Origin of the sequence: Dactylosporangium sp. CS-047395 (assembly GCF_050942185.1) — a bacterium.
In the GTDB taxonomy this organism is placed as follows: domain Bacteria; phylum Actinomycetota; class Actinomycetes; order Mycobacteriales; family Micromonosporaceae; genus Dactylosporangium.
Genome location: NZ_CP192015.1, coordinates 8142820 through 8161842 on the forward strand (window position 1 = coordinate 8142820; position 19023 = coordinate 8161842).

Here is a 19023-nt window from a genome sequence, read left to right on the forward strand (position 1 = left end):
AATGAACAAAAGTCAGCCGGCGCAGCGCTCCAGCAGGGCGGCCGCCACCGTGTTGCCGGGGTCGGCGGCCAGGACACGCCGCAGGTGCGCCGCCGCCTCGTCGGGCGCCGGCTCCTCGTCGAAGTCGTCTTCCTGAAGATCGCCGTCCGGGTAGTACACGAAGTCGACGGTCGAGGGCGGGTCCAGCAGCGCGAGCGCCAGTCCCGTCGCCGCGGCCGGGTGCGTCGGGTCGGCCGCGAGCACCTGGCGGTACAAGCGCAAGGCCTCGGCGCGGCGCGCCCACAGCGACCGCAGCCACGCCTCCCGCCCCGTCCCCGGCGCACCCAGGCCGTCGTAGAGCGGCGACAGCTCGAGGGTGGTGCGGTGCTGGCGCAGGAGCAGGCCGGCCAGGAGCACCGCGCTGTCCGGGTCCGGCAACGCGGCGCGCAACTGCCGCTCGGCCTCCGGCACGTCGTCCGGCGTCTCCAGGTGGACCGCCGCGCGCAGGACGCTCAGGGGGTGGCTCACCGGGCTACGGTACCGGCATGCACAGCTTCTACCTGCTGCGGCACACGGCGATGGCCAACAACTCGGACGCCCTCACCGACTGCTACGTGCTGGCCGACCGCGACGCCCTGATCCGGGTCCTGACCGGCCTGGACGTCGACCCGCGCTGGACCGTGGCCTGCACCCTGGAGGTGCACGACCCGGACCGGCGGACCATCGACCTGCTGGCCACGCTGCCCGACGAGGAGATCGCCGCGGACGACCCGGACTACCGGACCCTGGACCTCGACGCGATCGACCTCCCGGCGCTGACCGGCCCGCCGCTGCCGCCGGGCCACCCGGTCATCGTCGACGGCGAGGCCCTCCACTACGGCTGCACCGCCTTCTACAACTGAGCCACGCCGAGCACGAGCGCGACCCGGCGGGCGGTGAGCTCGTCCACCTCGACGAGCTCCTGCCCGGGGCCGGTGATCCGCAGCTCGCGCCAGCCGCCGACGGCCGTCGGTTCGCTGTAGCCGCGCTCGGCCGAGAACAGCACGTACGAGGTCGACGCGCCGGGCGCCGCGAGCTCGTAGGGCAGCGGCTCCCCCGTCCCGCGGGTCAGCCACAGCGACTCCGGCGCCGGCTCCCACTGCAGGCCGAGGGCGGGGACGCCGATCGCCAGGGCGGGCGTGTCGGGGACCACGTAGCGGTACCGCAGCCGCTCCAGCTCGACGCCCGCCGCCTCCAGCGCGCCGAGGATCGCGGTCACGGCGGCGCGGCGGGCCGGCTCGCTGTCCTTCGCGTACGTCTCGCGGGCCAGGATGCGGCCGTCGCCCCAGGCCTCACTGAGCTGCTCGCGCTCGTTCCAGTGCTGGAAGTACGCGCCGCGCTCGCCGTCGGTCAGGTTGAACGGAACCCGCCGCAGCAGCTCCGGCAGCCACGCGACGAGCCGGTCGGCGAGCTCGTCCCAGCCGGCCGGCGGCGGCGTGGGCGTGTTCGGCCGCATCCGCTTGCCCGGGCCGCGGCGCCAGCAGCCCAGCGAGGCGCCGTTGCGGTCCCACGTGACGCTGATCAGGTGCCCCTCGCGGTGCCAGTAGCTGCCCTCCCAGCTGGGCAGGGCGACCAGCTCGGTGTCGGGCGGCCCGCCGAGATGCGCCGCGACCGCGTCCCGGATCCGGCGGTAGACGTCCTGGCGCAGCCACATCGGCGGGGCGTCCTCGCGGTGGTCGGCGGGGTACCAGAAGTACAGGTCGATCTCGAGCCGCGTGACCTGGGCCGGGTCGTCGGCCTGGACGTTCGGCCACCAGCTGCGCGGGGACCGCTCGGCGTACTTGCCGCTGGGCCGCCGCCAGCCGCACCGCTCGGCCGCCTCGGCCAGGGTGAACGGCTCCGCCCAGGGCAGCGCGGTCACCTCGTTCAGCCAGGCGCGGACGCCCCCGGCTTCGCGGGTCGCCCAGTAGTCGTCGTCGAACAGCTGATCCTCGGTGCCGGCCATCGCGCCAGCCTAGGCCCTGTCCTGTTGGTCATGTCGAGCCGAGACGGAGTCCAGATTTCGTCTGCGTGCGCCCCGTGGAGGCCTGGTTACCGGGGTTGTAACCCGGCCTTCGCGGGGGGTGCGCAGGCGGAATCTGGGCCCGTCGCAGGCCGGCATGACCAACAGGACAGGGCCTTCAGGTCGGATTGGCGTCCGTGGGGGGGCGCGTATCGGTACGTACAGGTCGCCGCGCGGCCGTGATGACCTGAATTGTGACCCTGCGCGGCCGCGGCGGCCACCTTGATCGACACGCCGTGGGAGATGGCGGTCGGCGGCGCCCTCGCGGTTCACCGCGTCGTCAACCTGACCGCCCCGCCGGAGCGACTCTTCGCGCCGTCGGTGCTGCTCAGGGTGTTGTAGGTAGGCGCCGATCCGGGCGAAGGGGTCGCATCGAAACGGATGAACCCGTAGCCTCGGCCGCGTGGGCATCTCCGGAAGAGCGCAGGTTCCCAGCGCACGGGCGGTCGGTAGTGCGTCCGTGGCCGTCGGTAGCGCGTCGGTGCCGGTCGGCAGCGCGTCGGTGCCGCACGGTAGTGCGTCGGTGCCGGGCGGTGGCGCGCCGGTCACGGGCCCGGCCGGCGGTGGTCGGCATCCGGTGGCAAGAGCCAAGCGGAAGCGGCGAAGAAACGTCATCATCGCCTCGATCGCGGCGTTCATCATGATCGCCGGGATCGGCATGGTGGCCGGCACGTACTACTTCGACCAGGTCGCGCTGCCGGACGACATCACGCTCGACCAGTCGACCACGATCTACTACAGCGACGGCGTGACCCCGATGGCCCGCATCGGTGAGAACCGTACGGTGCTGCCGTTCGACCAGATCCCCAAGGACATGCAGCACGCGGTCGTCGCGGCCGAGGACAACAGCTTCTACACGAACGACGGCGTGGACTACAAGGGCGTCGTGCGGGCCGCGTGGAACAACGTCAGCGGCGGTGACCGGCAGGGCGCGTCCACGATCAGCCAGCAGTACGCGCGGCGCTGGGCCGACCTGGAGGGCGTGACCTACGCGCGCAAGGTGCGCGAGGCGGTCATCGCGCTCAAGCTCAACCAGCAGTACTCCAAGGACGAGATCATGGCGATGTACCTCAACGTCGTCTACTTCGGCCGCGGCGCCTACGGCATCGAGGCGGCGTCGCAGGCGTACTTCGCCAAGCCCGCCAAGGATCTCAAGACCAACGAGGCGATGCTGCTGGCCTGCCTGGTCAAGGACCCCGAGGGCGGCGGGAAGGGCAGCCCGTACGACCCCAACATCGACAAGGTGTCGGCGGAGAAGCGGTTCAACTACGTGCGCGACCAGATGATCAGCCTGAAGTTCGTGCCGGAGGCCGAGGCGGCCGAGCGGATGAAGTTCCCGGACAACGTCATCACCCCGGCCAAGGCGCGGGAGAACGCCGCCGCCGCGCAGGACCTCGGCAAGCCCGAGGGCCTGATCGTGCACCACGTGCTCGGCGAGGTCGCGACGCTCACCGACCCGGGCACCGGCCGGCTGATCTACGAGGACGTCGACAACGACGGCAAGAAGAACTTCTCCAAGGTCACCAACGGCGGGCTGAAGATCGTCTCCACGATCGACAAGGACATGCAGCCGATCGCGGTGCGCGAGGCCAGCCGCAACAAGGACTCGAACATGAACAACCAGCCGGGCAACCTGCAGGCCGCGCTGGTGGCCGTGGAGCCGGGCAACGGCGGGGTCAAGGCGTACTACGGCGGCGACTCCGGCAACGGCTGCGACTACGCGAGCTACTACATCGACCCGGTGCTCGGCAAGGGTGGCGAGAGCTGCGGCGGCGGGCACCCACCGGGCTCCACGTTCAAGGTGTACACCCTCGCGACCGCGCTCATGGCCGGCTACTCCATCGACTCGATGTGGAACGGTGTGCCGCAGGACTTCCCCGGCCGTACCGCTGCCAAGAAGAACCAGGTCAAGAACGCGACGGAGGGCGTCGAGCCGCAGTGCAAGTCCGGCTCGGGCAAGTGGTGCACGCTGGAGGAGATCACCGTCCAGTCGCTCAACGTGCCGTTCTACGCGATCGCGCTGCAGCTCGGGCCGGCCAAGGTGATCAACACGGCGCGCGCGGCCGGCATCCGGGACATGTGGGCGACCGAGCAGGGCAAGGACGGGCCGCAGCGCAAGGATCTCACGAAGCTCAAGGGCGAGGACGTGGCGCCCAAGTTCTTCCAGGAGGAGGTCGGCTTCGGCCAGTACCCGATCACGGTCCTCGACCACGCCGGCGGCCTGGCCACCTTCGCCGCCCGCGGCACCTCGGTCAAGACACACTTCCTCAAGGAGATCTGGCAGGGCGGGAAGAAGACCTACGGCGAGGTCATCAAGCCGCAGCGGATCCCGGGCTTCACCGAGCAGATGGCCGACGACATGGCCAAGGTGCTGCAGGGCGTGCCCGAGCACTACGGGCTCAAGTCGTCCAAGGGCTACCAGCTCGCCGGCAAGACCGGCACCTGGCAGCTGGGCAACACCACGTCCAACGCGCACGCCTGGATGGGCGGGTACGTGCCCTACGACCCGGGCAAGAAGGCGCCCGGCCTGGCCGCCGCGGTCTGGGTCGGCAACAAGGACAAGGAACAGCCGATCAAGGACAAGAACGGCGCCAACATCATCGGCGGCAAGCTGCCCGGCCCGATCTGGCGGGACTTCCTCAACGACGCCCTGGCCAAGGTGAACATGCCGAAGGCCAAGTTCCCGAAGGCGCCGCTGGCCGGGAACAAGGACGTCGGCACCGGCGTCTCGCCGCAGCCGAGCCAGGAGCCCGGGTTCCCGCCCGGGCCGGGTCAGGGCCCGGGCGGCGGCCCCGGACCCGGGAACGTCACCACGGTCCCGACCCGGCGCCGCTGACGTCACGCCCGCACTGGCCGCGGCACCCGCCACAGCGCCGCGGCCAGGGCGATCAGCCAGACGCGCCACAGGACGTACCCGGCGAAGTTGGTCAGGCTGGCGAAGGCCAGGCCGAGCGGGATGAGCACGCCGGTGGCGATCAGGGCGGCGGCCGCGTAGCCGACGTACGCGAGCCACCGCCACGACGCCACCGCCCGCACCACGAGCACGGTGAACGCGGCGGTCAGCGCGTAGCCGACGGTCTCCCCCAGCACCTCGCCCAGCCAGAAGTGCAGCTGCTCGAAGCGGTGCGTGTCGTTGGCGGCGCTGATCGACGGTACGAACAGGACCCAGCGGGACAGGCCCACGGCCTGCACCGCCGCGGCCGCGATGCCGAGGCCCGCGATCCACGCCCCGAGCCGGCCGCCGGCCCGCCGCCCGAGCACGACGCCGATCGGGGCGAGCAGGACCGCACCGACCACCAGGACGAGGAACCAGCCCATGACGGCCGGCTGCTGCACCGGGCCATCGCGGCCGCCAACACCAGCGGCGACCTGCGCATCACGGCCACCGCCCGGCTGCACCTGGCCCGCATCCTGCGCACGTCCGGCCTCGTCGCCGACGCGCGGGACCTGCTGCGTCACAACGCGGCGTGGTACCGCACCGCCGGCGGCGGCGACGGGGCCCTGCTGACCCGCTGCCTGCTCGCCGACTCGGTGCCCGAACTCGAGGCCGTGCTGGCCGAGGCCCGGGCCACCGACGACCGCGAAACGCAGGTGCACGCCCTCGACGCCCTCGCCCGGCGGGCCGAGGCCGACGCCCTCGCCGCGACCATCCCGCACCTGATCGACGAGGCCGACCGGCTCAGGGCAGCTCGACCAGGTCGCCAGGACGGCAAGCCCTCGACGCCCTCGACTCGTGCGTCCCGCACCTGATCGGTGGGGGCGACCGGGTCAGGGCAGCTTGACCAGGTCGGCCAGGACGGCGCCGTCGTCCGGGAGGCGGGGCGGGGCGGGGCTGTCGTAGACCACCAGGAGCCGGCGGTGCTCGGGCGGGCCGACCAGGGCGATGCCCTCGGCGTGGTCGTCGCCCTCGCCGTAGGGCAGGTCGAGCTCGCGGTGCAGCTGGTCGCCCCGCACCACCTGCGGGGCGGCGGCGCGGGCGGCGTGGTGCCAGCGGTACACGCGCACCGGGCCGTCCAGGTCCATCGACGGGCCGGCGAGCAGCAGCAGGTCGTCGCCGTCGGGGCACATGTCGCGGATGCCGAGGCCGCCGAGGGCGAGGACGTGTTTGCGGTACCGGCGGCCGTCCTCGAACGGGCGCAGGCGCAGGCGCTGCGGCTCGTCCGGGTTCGTGTAGGGCCGCAGCTCCAGCACGATCGCCCAGCCGCGCAGCACCGGGCCCCGCAGGCCGAGGTAGACCCGCTCGCCGTGTACCGCGATGCCCTCGATGTCCAGGCCGTTGTCCTTGCCGGGGATGGCCAGGAACGGGGCGAGATGCGGGTCGTCGGCCAGTTCGGCGCGCAGGTTGTCGGGGCCGCTGAGGATCGCCGCGTGGTGCGGGCCGGTTTCGGTGAGCATGGACGGTACCGGCGAAGGAATGCCGTCGATGTCGGCGATCGGCAGCCGGATCAGCACCTGCCGGTTGTCCTGGCCCTCGACCCGGGCGAGCCGTTTGAGCGGTTTCGGGCCGGTGTGGTGGGCTTTGATCTGCTTGCGGCGCAGGCTGTGCGAGCCGATCGCCCACAGGAACGGGCCGGAGCGGGCCAGCCCCTCGATGTCCGCCTCCTCGTCGGCGTCGGCGCCGGGCAGCGGCACGAGGTCGGCCAGCCGGAAGCTCGTCTCCTCGGTGTACTCCCGCGGCTCGGCCGTGGTGGGGTCCCGGTCGTCGGCCACGAGCCGCTCGATCGTCGCGGTCTCGTCGCCGGCCACCCACAGCACCGGCCCGTCGGCGCGCACGGCCGAGAGATTGGTGTGGGTGGTGGCGGCGCGGGAGTGCTCGCCGAGGTACAGCCGCACGGTTCGTTCAACGGTCACGCCACTCATCGTGACAGCCCGGCGACATAGGGATGATCACGTACGGGAACACCCTCGCCTTTCGGTTCCCGGCCGGAAAGGGTTTCGCGTCGGGTGACGCCTCTGGTCGCATATCCACATTCCCCGACCAGGGAGGTTACGTGGGACGCACGAGTAGCATCACCCGCGCCGCGGTGCTGACCGCGACGCTGACGTTGACGGCGGCGAGCCTGGTGGGCACACCGGCGAACGCCGAGAGCACGGCGACGACCGAGTACACGGTCGTCGCCAACGACAACGTCTCGGCCGCCGACGCCGCCGCCGCCATTTCCCGGGCCGGCGGCAAGGTGACCGGCAGCAACGAGGCCGTGGGCATGTACACGGTCGTCGCGCCGCAGGCCGGCTTCGTCGAGAAGGCCTCGGCGCAGAGCGGTCTCGTCGGGGCGACGCACAAGACGGCGATCGGCAAGGCTCCGAAGAAGGAGCAGGCCGGCGACGTCGAGCGGGAGGCCCAGCAGGCCGCCAAGGAGGCCCGCAAGCACGGCGGCGGGGGCAAGCCGGCCACGGCCGGCATGGACCCGCTGGACGACAAGCTGTGGGGCCTGCAGACCGTCCGGTCCGACAAGGCCCGGAAGGTCAACGCCGGCGACAAGCGCGTGACCGTCGGCATTCTCGACACCGGCGTGGACGCGTCGAACCCCGACATCGCCCCGAACTTCAACTGGGCGCTGTCGAAGAACTTCGCCAAGGACATGCCGGACATCGACGGCCCGTGCGAGGTCGCGAGCTGCCTCGACCCGGTCGGCACCGACGACGGCGGCCACGGCACGCACGTCGCCGGCACGATCGGCGCGGCGGCCAACGGCCTGGGCGTCTCCGGCGTCGCTCCGAACGTGTCGCTGGTCGAGCTCAAGGGCGGCCAGGACTCCGGGTACTTCTTCCTGGAGCCCACCGTCAACGCGCTCGTCCACGCGGCCAACAACGGCATCGACGTGGTCAACATGTCGTTCTACGTCGACCCGTGGCTGTTCAACTGCGTCGCCAACCCGGCCGACTCCCCGGCCGCGCAGGCGGAGCAGCGCACCACCATCAAGGCGATGTTCCGCGCCCTGACCTACGCCCACAACAAGGGCGTGACGCTCGTCAGCGCGCTGGGCAACAACCACGATGACAAGGGCAAGCCGCGCCCGGACATCTCCAGCCCGGACTACCCGGCCGACGTCGCCTACGAGCGGCCGGTCGACAACAGCACGTGCTGGGACCTGCCGACGGAGGGCCCCTTCGTCATCAGCGTGACCGCGCTCGGCCCGTCGCTGAACAAGTCCGACTACTCCGACTACGGGGTGGAGCGGGCGACCGTCTCGGCCCCCGGCGGCTACTTCCGGGACGGCCTGGGCACCGACACCTATCGGACCGTGGGCAACGAGATCCTGTCCACGTACCCGAAGAAGGTGCTCCAGGAAGAGGGCTCGGTCGACGAGGCGGGCAACGTCCTGCCGGAGTTCGCCGACTCGGTCTTCAAGCAGTGCAACGCGGTCGGCCAGTGCGGGTACTACACCTACCTGCAGGGCACCTCGATGGCCTCCCCGCACGCCTCGGGCGTGGCCGCGCTGATCGTGAGCGCGCACGGCCAGCGTGAAGGGCGCAACGGCTTCGGCCTGGAGCCCTGGAAGGTCGAGTACATCCTGACGACCACGGCGGCGGAGCACGCGTGCCCGACGCCGCGGCTGGTCTCGTACGTCGACGTGGGGCGCGACCCCGAGTTCGACGCGTACTGCGAGGGCAACCGGCAGTTCAACGGCTTCTACGGCCACGGCATCGTCGATGCTTACGCCGCGGTGACCGCGCACACGTGGTGGGAGCACCACTAAGCACGACCTTCTGGAGCCGGGGCCGCCCTTCGGGGTGGTCCCGGCTTCGCCTTGTGTAGGCTCGCGCCCCGTGGAGAGCACGCCGAGTTCGGGTGCGCGGGTGGCGGCCGTGTGCCGGGCGCTCGTGGCCGCACCGTGGTTCAACGCCGCCTCGTTCGCCGTCATTGTGCTCAATGCGGCCACGCTGGGGCTGGAGACGTACCACGGGGTCGTCGACCGGGCCGGGAGCGTGTTCCATGTCGTGGAGTACGGCTTCCTGGCCTGTTTCTCGCTCGAACTGCTGATCCGCTTCGGGGCGAACGTCAAGGGCTTCACCCGCGACCGGTGGAACCTGTTCGATCTCGCGATCATTCTCGCGCCGCTGGTGCCGGGGGTGCGGGAGAACGTGACGCTGCTGCGGCTGCTGCGGCTGGCTCGGATCGTGCGGGCGTTCCGGCTGTTCCCGAGTCTGCGGATCATTCTGATCGGGATCAAGCGGAGCCTGCCGGGGCTCGGCAGCTTCCTGCTCATCACGCTGCTCGTGCTCTACGGGTACGCGATGGTCGGCTGGATGCTGTTCGGGGACGCCTATCCGGAGCAGTACGGGACCGTCGGGCAGGCCATGCTGAGCCTGTTCCTGCTGCTGTCCCTCGACGGGATCACCGACACGCTGCGGGCCGGGCGGGAGGTCACCGAGTGGGGCGTCCTGTACTACCTGTCGTACATGATCGCCGCCTCGTACCTGCTCACCAACCTGCTCGTCGGCGTCGTGCTCAACGCGCTGCAGGAGGCGCACCAGGCGGAGAAGCAGCCGGTCCGCGACGGGATGGAGCAGCGGCTCGCGGTGTTGCGGGCGGCGCTGGAGGATCTGGAGCGGGAGTACGCCGACGCCCGCCGCGCCGAACCGGCCGAGGTCCCGGGACCCCGGCCGGCCCGGGTCGGTCAGGCGTAGGTCTCGAACTCGGCGACCCGCGGGGTGGCCGTGGCGCTGGTGATGTCGAGCGTGACCTTCTTGAGGGAGGTCCGCGTGAACGTGACGGTGCCGATGCCGGTGCCGGAGGCCAGGACGGCTCCGGTGTCGGCGTTCAGCAGCCTCCAGTTGCGGATGGTGCCGGCCGACGTCTCGCGGATCGTGACGCGGGAGATCGACGTGGCCGAGCTCCACTTGACCGAGATCTGGCCGGTGGTGCCGCTGGGGGACCAGTACGTGCCGGTGTTGCCATCGACGACGTTGCCGTAGCTGGTGCCGCTGGCCTTGCTGGAGCCGTCCGCGCCGGCACCGATGCTCAGGTTGGTGCCGCCACTCGTCGGGGACGGGGTGGTGGGCTGGGGCGTGGTGGGGCGGGGCGACGTCGGGGTGGCCGTCGGGGTGGCCGTGGTGCCGCCGGTCGGGCTGGTCGGGGTGCAGCTGCCGTTGGAGACCTGCAGGCCCGTGCCCGCGCCGGCCGTGCGGGACACCACGTCGGGGACGCAGGACGCGGGGTCGAGGGCGTAGGAGTACGGGATGCTGATGCTCGTGTTCGACGTCGGGTTGGGGCCGGCCGGGTGGTTCTCGGTGCCGGGCGAGCTCCAGGTGACGTTGTCGAAGATGTTGCCGCTGACCTGCCAGGAGCCCATCAGGTCGGTGTAGAACGTGCCGAGCACGTCGGCGGAGTTCTTGAAGTAGTTGTTGTCGACCTTGGCCTTGCCGCCGTCGCGCGGGTTGATGCCCGACTTGGTCAGGCCCAGGTAGTAGTTGTTGTAGATGTGCGCGGTGGCGGCGCGCAGCAGCGGCGTGCGGGAGTCGATGTTCTGGTACAGGTTGTGGTGGAATGTCACCGGCCCGTTGCCCGTGTCACTGTCGCTGGAGCCGATCAGCCCGCCGCGGCCGGAGTTGCGCAGCGTGTTGTACGAGACGGTCACGTAGTTCGTGCCGGCCTTCATGTCGACGAGCGAGTCGTAGCCCTGGTCCTCGCCGCCCGACGCGTACAGCGTGTTGTGGTCGATCCAGACGTTGCTGACCGAGCTCTCCATGCCGATCGCGTCGCCGCCGTTGGAGGTGGGCGAGCCGGACTTCTTCACGTTCCGCACGGTGACGTTCTGGATGATGATGTTCCGCGAGTTGCGGATGTGGATGCCCAGCTGGTCGAAGATCGCGCCGCCGCCGACACCGATGATCGTGACGTTGCTGATGTCCTTGAGCTCGATCACGTCCGCGGCGGTGTTGCAGCTGCCGGAGACCTTGCTGGTGTTGCCGTGGTTGATGGTGCCCTCGACCTGGATGACGATCGGGGTGCTGTTGCTGGCCCGGCCGCACAGGGCCTGATGGATGGCGGTACCGGTGGTGGCCTTCACGACCTGCCCGCCCGCGCCGCCCGTGGTGCCGCCGTTCTGCGTGGCGTAGCCGGTCACGCCGCCGGTCGCGGCCGACGCCTCGGGCATCGCCTGCACCACGACGACCCCGACGCCGACCGCCATCGCGGACAGCACCGGCAGGAGTCGCCATGCGACTGCTCGCCTCATCCTCGCCTCACCTTCGTCTGCAGCGCCGTGGGGTGCCCAGCGAGCCGTTGGCGGCGGTACGCTAGGAAAGCGCTTTCCTAGCGCCGGAGCATAGGACGGTGTCTATAGGCGGGCAAGCAGTGTCCGGTTTTGCGGGCATTTCCCGCCTGAAATTTTCATGCAACTAGTTGCAAAGGTTGCGCGGATGGTCTGACTGGCGCTGTTGAATACCACTCGATGTCCTGAAAAGCAGTGGGGGAGCTCCGCTCCACCCACACCCCCTCAAAACCGCACCGGGTCCTAGCTGGAATAGACGCGGATCGCTGCGCCGACCAGCAGCAGCGCGAGGCCGGTCAGCAGCAGGTGCAGCAACGCCAGCCCGGTGACCGGTAGGGTGCCCGGAGGCGCGGACGGGCTGGTCACGGCGGCAGCTGGGGCCACGGTCAGGGCGAGCTTCAGCGCATGCTGCGCGCCGTTCGGGTCGGTGCCCAGGGCCACGAACGAGTGCGACCCGGCCGGCAGTTCCGTCGGTACCGTCACCGGGACCGAGAAGGAGCCGCTCGCGTCCGCGGTGACCGTGGCCAGGACCGTCGGGGCGGAGTAGATCGTGACGGTGACCGTGGAGTACGGCGCGAACCCGGTGCCGGTGATCACGATCCGCTTGCCGACCTCGATGGTGCTGATCGGGCCCTGGTCGGTGACGAGGCTCAGGTTGGTGTCCGGCACGGTCGCGGGCGGGGCCGGTGTCGTCGGCGCCACACTCGTCGAGGGGGTGCTCGCCGGGGAGTCGCCGCCGTGCACGCCCTTCGCGACGACGGTGACGGTGTACTCCTTGCCGCCCTCCGCCCCCAGCACGCAACCCGTGTCCGCGGCGCTGGACGTCTCGCACGTGGCCGGACCGGGCGAGGCGGTCGCCACGTACCCGGCGATGCCCGACCCCGGCGCGCCCGCCGTCCACGACACGGTGATCGACGCGACGCCCGCCACCGCGGTCACGCTCGCGGGGGCGCCCGGGGCCACGCCCGGCGTCACCGTCGCCGAGGCGCTCGCCGCTGAGTCGCCGGCCGGCGAGTGCGCGACGACGGTCACCGTGTAGGCGGTGCCGTTGGTCAGGCCCGCGATCGTGCACGTGGTGCCGGACGACGAGCAGGTCGCCCCGCCCGGCTGCAGCGTCGCCGTGTAGCCGGTGATCCCCGCGGCCGACGCCGGCGCCGCCCACGTCACCACCGCGCTCCGGTCGGCCGCCGTCACGACCGGGCTCGCCGGCGGGTCCGCCGCCGCCAGCGCGAGCACCGGCTCCGACGCCCCGGATTGCGTCCCCTCGACGCCGTTGCGAAGGGCCGAGACCCTGAAGGTGTACTGCATGCCGGCGGTCAGCCCGGCAACCGTGCACGGCGAGGCGGCACAGTCCACCGTGGAGCCACCGGAGACGTACACGCGGTACGAGTCGACGGTGCCCGGCGGGGCGGTCCAGGCGACCGACACGGTCCCCGGCCCGGTGACGGCGACCGCCCCGACGACCGGCGCGGCGGGCGCGGCCACGGCGACCACCGCGACCGAGGGCGCGGAGGCGGTACCGTCGCCGGCCGGGTTGAGCGCCGTGACCCGGAACCGGTACGAGCCGCCCGCGGTCAGCCCGCTCACCGTGCACGCCAGACCCGCGCAGTCCCCGCTGGGCACCACCGTCCACGGTCCACTGTCCACCGAGGACTCGACGCGGTAGCCGGTGACCGGTCCGCTCGGCGCGGTCCACGTCACGTGCAGCGCCCGGTCGCCGTCGACCGTCGCGACCGGCGTGCCGGGCGCGCCCGGGCTGGCGACCGCGACCACCACCGGCGAGGGCGCGGACGCGACCCCGTCACCCGCCTGGTTGCGCGCCGTGACCCGGAAGCGGTAGGCGACGCCGGCGGTCAGCCCGCTCAGCGTGCACGACAGGCCCGACGGCGCCGTACAGTCCCCGGTGGACACCGCGGCGAAGCCGCCGTCGCCGGCCGCGAGCTCGACCCGGTAGCCCGTCGCGCCCGCCGACGCCGCCCACGACAGGTTGAGCGCCCGGTCGCCGCCCACCACCGCGCCCGGCTGGGCCGGGGCGGCCGGCGGGTCGAGTGCGGTCACCGCGGCCGACGCCGTCGACTGGGCGCCCTCCAGGCCGCCGCGCAGGGCCGAGACCGTGAAGGTGTAGCCGGTGCCGGGGGTCAGGCCGGTGACCGTGCACGGCGCGGCGGGACAGTCCACGGTGGACCCGCCGGCGACGTGGACGCGATAGGAGTCGACACTGCCGGGCGGGGCGGTCCACGTCACCGCGACGGATCCCGGCCCGTTCACCGTGGCCGCGGCGCCGGTCGGCGCGTCCGGCGCGGCCAGGGCCACCACCGCCGTCGACGGACCCGAGGCCGTCCCGGGCCCGGCGCCGTTGCGGGCGGTGACCCGGAACCGGTACGAGCCGCCCCCGGTCAGCCCGCCCACCGTGCACGACAGGCCGGTCGGCGCGGCGCACGGCCCGGTGGACACGACCGTCCACGTATCACCGTCCACCGAGGACTCGACCTGGTACCCGGTGACCGGCGGGGCCGGTGCCGTCCAGGTCAGCTGCAGCGCGCGGTCGCCCGCCACCGTCGCCGCCGGGGTGCCCGGGGCGGCCGGCACGTCGACGGCGGTGACCGGGGCCGCGGCGCTGGACGGCGCGCCCTCCAGCCCGCCGGCGACCGCGGTGACCGTGAACGTGTACGACTGGCCCGGCGTCAGGCCGCTCACCGTGCACGGCGAGGACGGGCAGGTGACGGGCGAGCCCGTGCCGTACACCCGATAGGAATCGATCGTGCCGGGCGGGGCGGTCCACGTCACCGCGACCGAGTTCGGCCCGTTGACCGTGGCCGTGCCGATCGTGGGCGCGGCCGGCGGCATGCTGACCGTGACCGCGCCGGACTGCGCCTGACCGTCCACGGTGGCCTGGACCGAGCCCGCCCCGGCCGTGGTGCCGGTGAACGTGGCCGTGGCGGTCGCGACCGGCTGGATGCTCGTCTGCTGGTTCGACAGCGTGCCGCCGGTCGCCGACCAGGTCACCGGGCGCCCGACGAGCGCGCCGAGCTGGCCGGGCGAGACGCTCGCCCCGGCCGAGTCGGTGCGGAAGCTCGCCGTGGCCGTCGACGTCTCGCCGCCGAGGATCGCCGCCGGGACCAGCGCGACGCCGAGCTGCAGCCGGGGCGTGGCGTTCAGGGTGCCGCCCGCGCCGACCGCCGCGTCGCAGCCCGCGCCGCCACCCGGGCCGGCGTTGCAGCCCCACCAGTCGCGGGTGGCGGCGAGCGTGCCCCCGGCGAGGTGGATGCCGGGCGAGTTTCCCACGATCCGGCTGTACGTCAGGCTCGCACTCACCGCCGTGTAGAGCGCGCCGCCGAGGCCCAGCGCACCGCCGGTACCGGATGCGGTGTTGCCCGTGAACGTGTCGCGGCTGAACTGTGGGGCGCCGGACTGGAGATAGACCGCCCCGCCGCGGGCGTCGGCGCCGGTGCCGGAGCCGGTCGCGGTGTTCGCGTCGAACGTGGTGTCGACGACGTCCATCGAGCCGCCGGCGACGTCGGCGCGCAGGGCGAGCGCGGCCCCGCCGTTGGGGGCGGCCCCCGGCCCGGTCGGGCTGACGTTCGTCATCGTGTTGGCCCGGAACACGCTGCGGGCGATGGTGAGGTTCTCGGTGGCGTGCTGGGCGGAGAAGTACACGCCGCCGCCCGCGCTGCTGCCGGCCGCGTTGCCGGTGAACGTGCAGTCCTGCACCGAAAGGCTGCCGCCGGCCATCGCCACCCCGCCGCCGGGCGCATTCGTGCGGCTCGCCGAGGCGTCGTTGGTGTTGCCGCTGACCCGGCAGTCCGACAGGCTCAGCGAGTCCGGGGTGGCCGCCCGGGGCGCCCCGGCGAGGATGCCGCCGCCGCCCTTGCCGTCGGAGGGGCGGCCGTTGCGCACGGTCAGCCCGGACATCGTCACGTGGACGTCGCCCGCCTCGCTCGGGTCGAGGCTGAAGACCCGGTCGGTCCCGCCGCCGTCCACAATGGTCGATCCGGCACCGTCCCCGGTGACGGTCAGGCTCACCGCACCGGCGCCGCCGTCGACGATGAGGGCACCGAGGCTCAGCGTGTACGTCCCGGCCGGCACCGTGACCGTGCCCGTCCCGGCGTTGCGGGCCCGGCACAGCGCCTCGCGCAGCGACAGTTGCCCGTCGGGGCCGGCGCCGGTCGTGACGGCCGCGCTCGCGCAGGCGCCGAGGTCGTCGCCGTCGAGCGTGGTGGTCACCGCGTGCGTGTCGGCGTACGCCGGGCGGGCGAAGGCGAGCCCGGCCACGGCGGCGAGTACGACGGCCACCGACGCGCGGCCGAGCCGCTCCACCCTGGTCCTCATGGTCCCGAATCTAGCCGATTCGCGCACTTTGAGTGCTAATCTGCGCACGCTGGGTAACCGAAACTGAGGGAGCGCCGATGGTGTCGCGCCGAGAGACGCTCGTGGCCGGGGTGGGTGCCGTCGCCGGGATCGCGCTCGTGGCCCGGGCCAGCCTGCCGCCGCTGAGCCGGGCCAGGTTCGTGCCGCTGGCCGGGCAGCCGCTGGAGCTGGAGGCGCTCGACGGCTCCGGCACGCGGCACGCGGTGACGCTCGAGGACGTGCCGGGCAGCGAGCGCTCGTTCGCGCTGCGCTTCACCACGGGCGCGGCCGTGCCGGAGGGCACCTACCGGGTGCGCCACCGCGACCTCGCGCCGGTGGACCTGTTCGTCGCCCCGATCGGCGCGACGGCCGGGCGCCTGGAGGCCGTCGTGAACCGGGGCGCGGCATGAGCGCGCTGACCGTGCGTCCCGCCGTGGCGGGCGACGACGCCTTCCTGCGGGCCGTGTACGCCTCGAGCCGCGCCGAGGAGGTCGCCGGCTTCGGCTGGCCGGACGAGCAGGCGCGGGCGTTCCTGGCGATGCAGTACGAGGCCCAGCGCCGGCACTTCCGCTCGGCCTGGCCCCGGGCCGTGGACGGGATCGTGGCCGCGGCCGGCGAACCGGTCGGCCGGCTGTACGTCGACCGCGGCGCCGCCGCCGTCACCGTGCTGGACATCGCGCTGCTGCCGACCGCCCGCGGCACCGGGATCGGCACGGCGCTGCTGCGGGGGCTGCAGGCGGAGGCGGCCGCGCTGGACGTGCCGGTCGCGTTGCAGGTGCGGCCGGGCCATCGCGCCGTGCGCCTCTACGATCGACTGGGCTTTCGCAGTACCACATCCGGGGCTTCTGAAGAACGCATCGCCATGCGCTGGCGGCCGCCCGGGCACGCCGAGTGGGCCGCGGCCGTCGGGGTCCCCGGCGTGCTCGCGGGCGTGCCGGCCCTGCCCGCCGAGTGCTCCCCGGCGCTGCGGCTCGGACCGTTCGAGCAGTTCAGCGTGGCGCTGCGGGTGCCGGCCGACGCGGCCTTCGCCCAGGGCACGCACCGCTTCGAGCACCCGGCCCTCGGCGCGCTGGACCTGTTCGTGGTGCCGTCCGCGCGCACCGGCGACGATGTCACGCTGACCGCCACCTTCGCCCGCGCGGTGGCGCCGTGAGCGACAACTACGTCGGCGAGATCCGGCTGTTCACCGGCACCTACACGCCCACCGGCTGGGCCGACTGCGACGGCGCGATCCTGCCGATCGACGAGAACGAAGTGCTGTTCAACCTCATCGGTACCACGTACGGCGGCGACGGGGAGAGCACGTTCGCACTGCCGGACTTCCGCGGGCGGGCGCCGATGCACTGGGGCACCGGCCCCGGGCTGGGCTACCACAACTCCATCGAGAGCGGCGGCGTGGAGACGGTGTCGCTGACCCTCGCGAACCTGCCCACGCACGGCCACCAGCCGGCCGCGTCGATCGTCGCGGGCAGCGCGGGCAGCCCGGCCGGGGCCGTGTGGGCCACGGTGCCGGACACGCCCTACGCGTCGGCCCCGGCGACCCGGGTGCCGATGCACGCGGCGGCGCTGCCGGCGACCGGGGGCGGGCAGCCGCACGAGAACCGCCCGCCGTACGTGGCCCTGCGGTTCATCATCGCGCTCTTCGGCCAGTTCCCCCTCCCCGACTAGGAGCGCGCATGACGCAACCGTTCATGGGCGAGATCCGCATGTTCGCCACGAACTACGTGCCGAAGGGCTGGGCGATGTGCAACGGCCAGCTCCTGCCGATCAACCAGAACCAGGCGCTGTTCTCGATTCTCGGCACCTACTACGGCGGCGACGGCATCACCACGTTCGCCCTGCCGGACCTGCGCGGTCGCCACCCGGTCCACACCGGACCGTCCAATGTGCTCGGCCAGAAGGGCGGCGCCGTGACGGCCTCGCTGACCCTGGCCCACCTGCCGGTGCACACGCACGTCCCGCGGGCCGCCGCCACGGGCGACGCGCACGCCCCCACCGGCAACGTGTGGGCCTCGCTGGCCGGCGCCTACGCCCCGGCCGCCGACACCACCATGGCCGCCGCGTGCGTCTCCGTCGTCACCGGCGGCGGCCAGCCGCACGACAACGTGGCGCCGTACGTCGTCGTGACGTTCGGGATCGCGCTGACCGGCCTGTTCCCTTCCCCCGCGTGAGGTTGCCCCGATGACCACTGCCTTTGTCGGCGAGATCCGCATGTTCGCGGGCAACTTCGCCCCGGCCGGCTGGGCACTGTGCAACGGCCAGCTCCTGCCGATCGCCCAGAACACCATGCTGTTCTCGATCCTGGGCACGCTGTACGGCGGCAACGGGGTGAGCACGTTCGGCCTGCCGGACCTGCGCGGCGCGACCCCCGTCTGCATCGGGCAGGGCCCGGGCCTGAGCGACTTCGAGATCGGCCAGACCGGCGGCGAGGCGACGGTCGCCCTCACGGTCGCCGAGATGCCGGCCCACACGCACACCGCCTACGGCGCGGAGGTGCTCGGCGACCACAACAGCCCGGCCGGCGCGACCTGGGCCGAGAGCGGCCTCGGCCGGGTGGTGGACCGCAACTACGCCACGGCCCCGGACGGCACGGCGATGGCGGCGGGGGCCATCACGACCGCGGGGAGCGGGCAGGGGCACGACAACTGGCCGCCGTACCTGACGCTGACGTTCATCATCGCCATCACCGGCACCTTCCCGCCGCGCCCCTGAGTCACCCGCGGCGTTGCCGCGAGCCGGTCAGGCGCGGGCGGTGCCCAGAGCGGTCTGGATCGCCTTGACCAGCACGGCCACGACCAGCGCGACCGAAGGCCGGATCGAGGACTCCTCCATGCTCACCGTCCCCGTGAAGCCGGCGTGGTCGGAGATCTTCTCCAGCTGGGCATGCGCCGCCGCCGCGTCCGGGCCCGAGAGGCCCAGGGTCGGCTCCATCCGCACCGCGCCGATCAGCGTGGCCAGGGCGGCTGTGCGTTCGTCGGGCTGGTCGTCGCCGATCAGCGCGCGGCTCAGCCGCTCGCGGACGTCGGCCTCGACGGAAGGGTCGATGGTGGGGTAGCGGTGGAGGTGGTTGAAGCCGTCGGCCATCGTTTCGTCGACGTCGCAGATGATGTTGCGGGCGCACAGGTCGGACAGGACCCGGTCGCGCAGGCCGTGGCGGAGGCGTTGGAGCCAGGAGGCCGGGGTGTGCGGGGAGTCGGCGGCCAGGCGGGCCAGCACGGCGTCGGCGATCGGTTCGCCGGTCGGGGTGGAGTTGGTGGCCGCCAGGGTGCCGCCGACGTAGGCGATGCGGCCCGCCAGTGCCAGGTCGACCAGCACGGCGGCGGCCATGCCCAGGTCTAGGCCGATCGTCGAGCCGGTCGCGCGACCTGACTCGTTATCGTAGGCGAGCAGGAGTAATTCCTCGGCCAACGCAACTGAACCCATGACCGGACGGTAGCG

The 19023-nt window shown here is 72.7% G+C and carries 17 protein-coding genes; 10 read left to right on the forward strand and 7 right to left on the reverse strand.

Annotation, left to right across the window (positions count from 1 at the left end; translation table 11 throughout):
- Positions 1-12: 12 nt before the first annotated feature.
- Entirely contained in the window at positions 13-507 is a 495-nt protein-coding gene (locus ACQP00_RS38305) for a hypothetical protein (protein WP_433205724.1), read from the reverse strand.
- Between the two features lie 17 nt (positions 508-524).
- Between ACQP00_RS38305 and ACQP00_RS38310 the strand changes: the two genes are divergently transcribed.
- Positions 525-881, forward strand: coding sequence for a hypothetical protein (locus ACQP00_RS38310; RefSeq protein ID WP_433205727.1), 357 nt, complete (start codon positions 525-527; stop codon positions 879-881).
- Here ACQP00_RS38310 and ACQP00_RS38315 read toward each other — a convergent pair.
- Complete coding sequence (locus tag ACQP00_RS38315; RefSeq protein WP_433205730.1) at positions 872-1963, reverse strand: hypothetical protein; 1092 nt, start codon at positions 1961-1963, stop codon at positions 872-874. The two genes, ACQP00_RS38310 and ACQP00_RS38315, sit on opposite strands and share 10 nt — an antisense overlap.
- Positions 1964-2597: 634 nt before the next feature.
- Between ACQP00_RS38315 and ACQP00_RS38320 the strand changes: the two genes are divergently transcribed.
- On the forward strand, positions 2598-4856 hold the full coding sequence (locus ACQP00_RS38320) for a transglycosylase domain-containing protein (protein ID WP_433205733.1): 2259 nt from the start codon (positions 2598-2600) through the stop codon (positions 4854-4856).
- Positions 4857-4858: 2 nt separating this feature from the next.
- Here ACQP00_RS38320 and ACQP00_RS38325 read toward each other — a convergent pair whose 3' ends face one another.
- Positions 4859-5203, reverse strand: coding sequence for a hypothetical protein (locus ACQP00_RS38325; RefSeq protein ID WP_433205736.1), 345 nt, complete (start codon positions 5201-5203; stop codon positions 4859-4861).
- Here ACQP00_RS38325 and ACQP00_RS38330 point away from each other — a divergent pair.
- Positions 5144-5770 carry a hypothetical protein gene (locus tag ACQP00_RS38330; RefSeq protein ID WP_433205739.1) on the forward strand — a complete coding sequence of 209 codons (627 nt, stop codon included), beginning with the start codon at positions 5144-5146 and terminating at the stop codon, positions 5768-5770. The two genes, ACQP00_RS38325 and ACQP00_RS38330, sit on opposite strands and share 60 nt — an antisense overlap.
- An 18-nt stretch (positions 5771-5788) precedes the next feature.
- Here the strand turns inward: ACQP00_RS38330 and ACQP00_RS38335 are convergent, their stop codons facing one another.
- Positions 5789-6880 (reverse strand): DUF3616 domain-containing protein, encoded by a 1092-nt coding sequence (locus ACQP00_RS38335; RefSeq protein WP_433205742.1) that lies wholly within the window; start codon positions 6878-6880, stop codon positions 5789-5791.
- 131 nt (positions 6881-7011) lie between these two features.
- Here ACQP00_RS38335 and ACQP00_RS38340 point away from each other — a divergent pair, with 131 nt between their 5' ends.
- Both ACQP00_RS38340 and ACQP00_RS38345 read left to right on the forward strand, forming a co-directional pair.
- Positions 7012-8721, forward strand: a complete 1710-nt coding sequence (locus ACQP00_RS38340; protein ID WP_433205745.1) for a S8 family serine peptidase — start codon at positions 7012-7014, stop codon at positions 8719-8721.
- Between the two features lie 70 nt (positions 8722-8791).
- Entirely contained in the window at positions 8792-9652 is an 861-nt protein-coding gene (locus tag ACQP00_RS38345) for an ion transporter (protein WP_433205748.1), read from the forward strand.
- Here ACQP00_RS38345 and ACQP00_RS38350 read toward each other — a convergent pair.
- Together ACQP00_RS38350 and ACQP00_RS38355 are read right to left on the reverse strand one after the other, a co-directional pair.
- Positions 9643-11202, reverse strand: a complete 1560-nt coding sequence (locus ACQP00_RS38350; RefSeq protein ID WP_433205751.1) for a pectate lyase family protein — start codon at positions 11200-11202, stop codon at positions 9643-9645. The genes ACQP00_RS38345 and ACQP00_RS38350 overlap by 10 nt on opposite strands.
- Before the next feature lie 279 nt (positions 11203-11481).
- Complete coding sequence (locus ACQP00_RS38355; RefSeq protein ID WP_433205754.1) at positions 11482-15567, reverse strand: fibronectin type III domain-containing protein; 4086 nt, start codon at positions 15565-15567, stop codon at positions 11482-11484.
- Between the two features lie 77 nt (positions 15568-15644).
- Here ACQP00_RS38355 and ACQP00_RS38360 point away from each other — a divergent pair, with 77 nt between their 5' ends.
- Genes ACQP00_RS38360 through ACQP00_RS38380 form a run of 5 tightly spaced genes read left to right on the forward strand, consistent with a single transcriptional unit; the run spans position 15645 to position 18297 of the window.
- Positions 15645-15995 (forward strand): DUF6916 family protein, encoded by a 351-nt coding sequence (locus ACQP00_RS38360; RefSeq protein WP_433205757.1) that lies wholly within the window; start codon positions 15645-15647, stop codon positions 15993-15995.
- The gene (locus tag ACQP00_RS38365; RefSeq protein ID WP_433205760.1) at positions 15992-16738 is read left to right on the forward strand and encodes an N-acetyltransferase family protein; all 747 of its coding nucleotides are present in this window, start codon (positions 15992-15994) and stop codon (positions 16736-16738) included. Before ACQP00_RS38360 ends, ACQP00_RS38365 begins: the two co-directional genes overlap by 4 nt.
- Positions 16735-17253 (forward strand): phage tail protein, encoded by a 519-nt coding sequence (locus ACQP00_RS38370; protein WP_433205763.1) that lies wholly within the window; start codon positions 16735-16737, stop codon positions 17251-17253. Before ACQP00_RS38365 ends, ACQP00_RS38370 begins: the two co-directional genes overlap by 4 nt.
- Before the next feature lie 8 nt (positions 17254-17261).
- Entirely contained in the window at positions 17262-17756 is a 495-nt protein-coding gene (locus tag ACQP00_RS38375; protein WP_433205766.1) for a phage tail protein, read from the forward strand.
- A gap of 10 nt (positions 17757-17766) precedes the next feature.
- On the forward strand, positions 17767-18297 hold the full coding sequence (locus tag ACQP00_RS38380; RefSeq protein ID WP_433205769.1) for a phage tail protein: 531 nt from the start codon (positions 17767-17769) through the stop codon (positions 18295-18297).
- 27 nt (positions 18298-18324) lie between these two features.
- Here the strand turns inward: ACQP00_RS38380 and ACQP00_RS38385 are convergent, their stop codons facing one another.
- Entirely contained in the window at positions 18325-19008 is a 684-nt protein-coding gene (locus ACQP00_RS38385; RefSeq protein WP_433205772.1) for a GOLPH3/VPS74 family protein, read from the reverse strand.
- Positions 19009-19023: the final 15 nt, after the last annotated feature.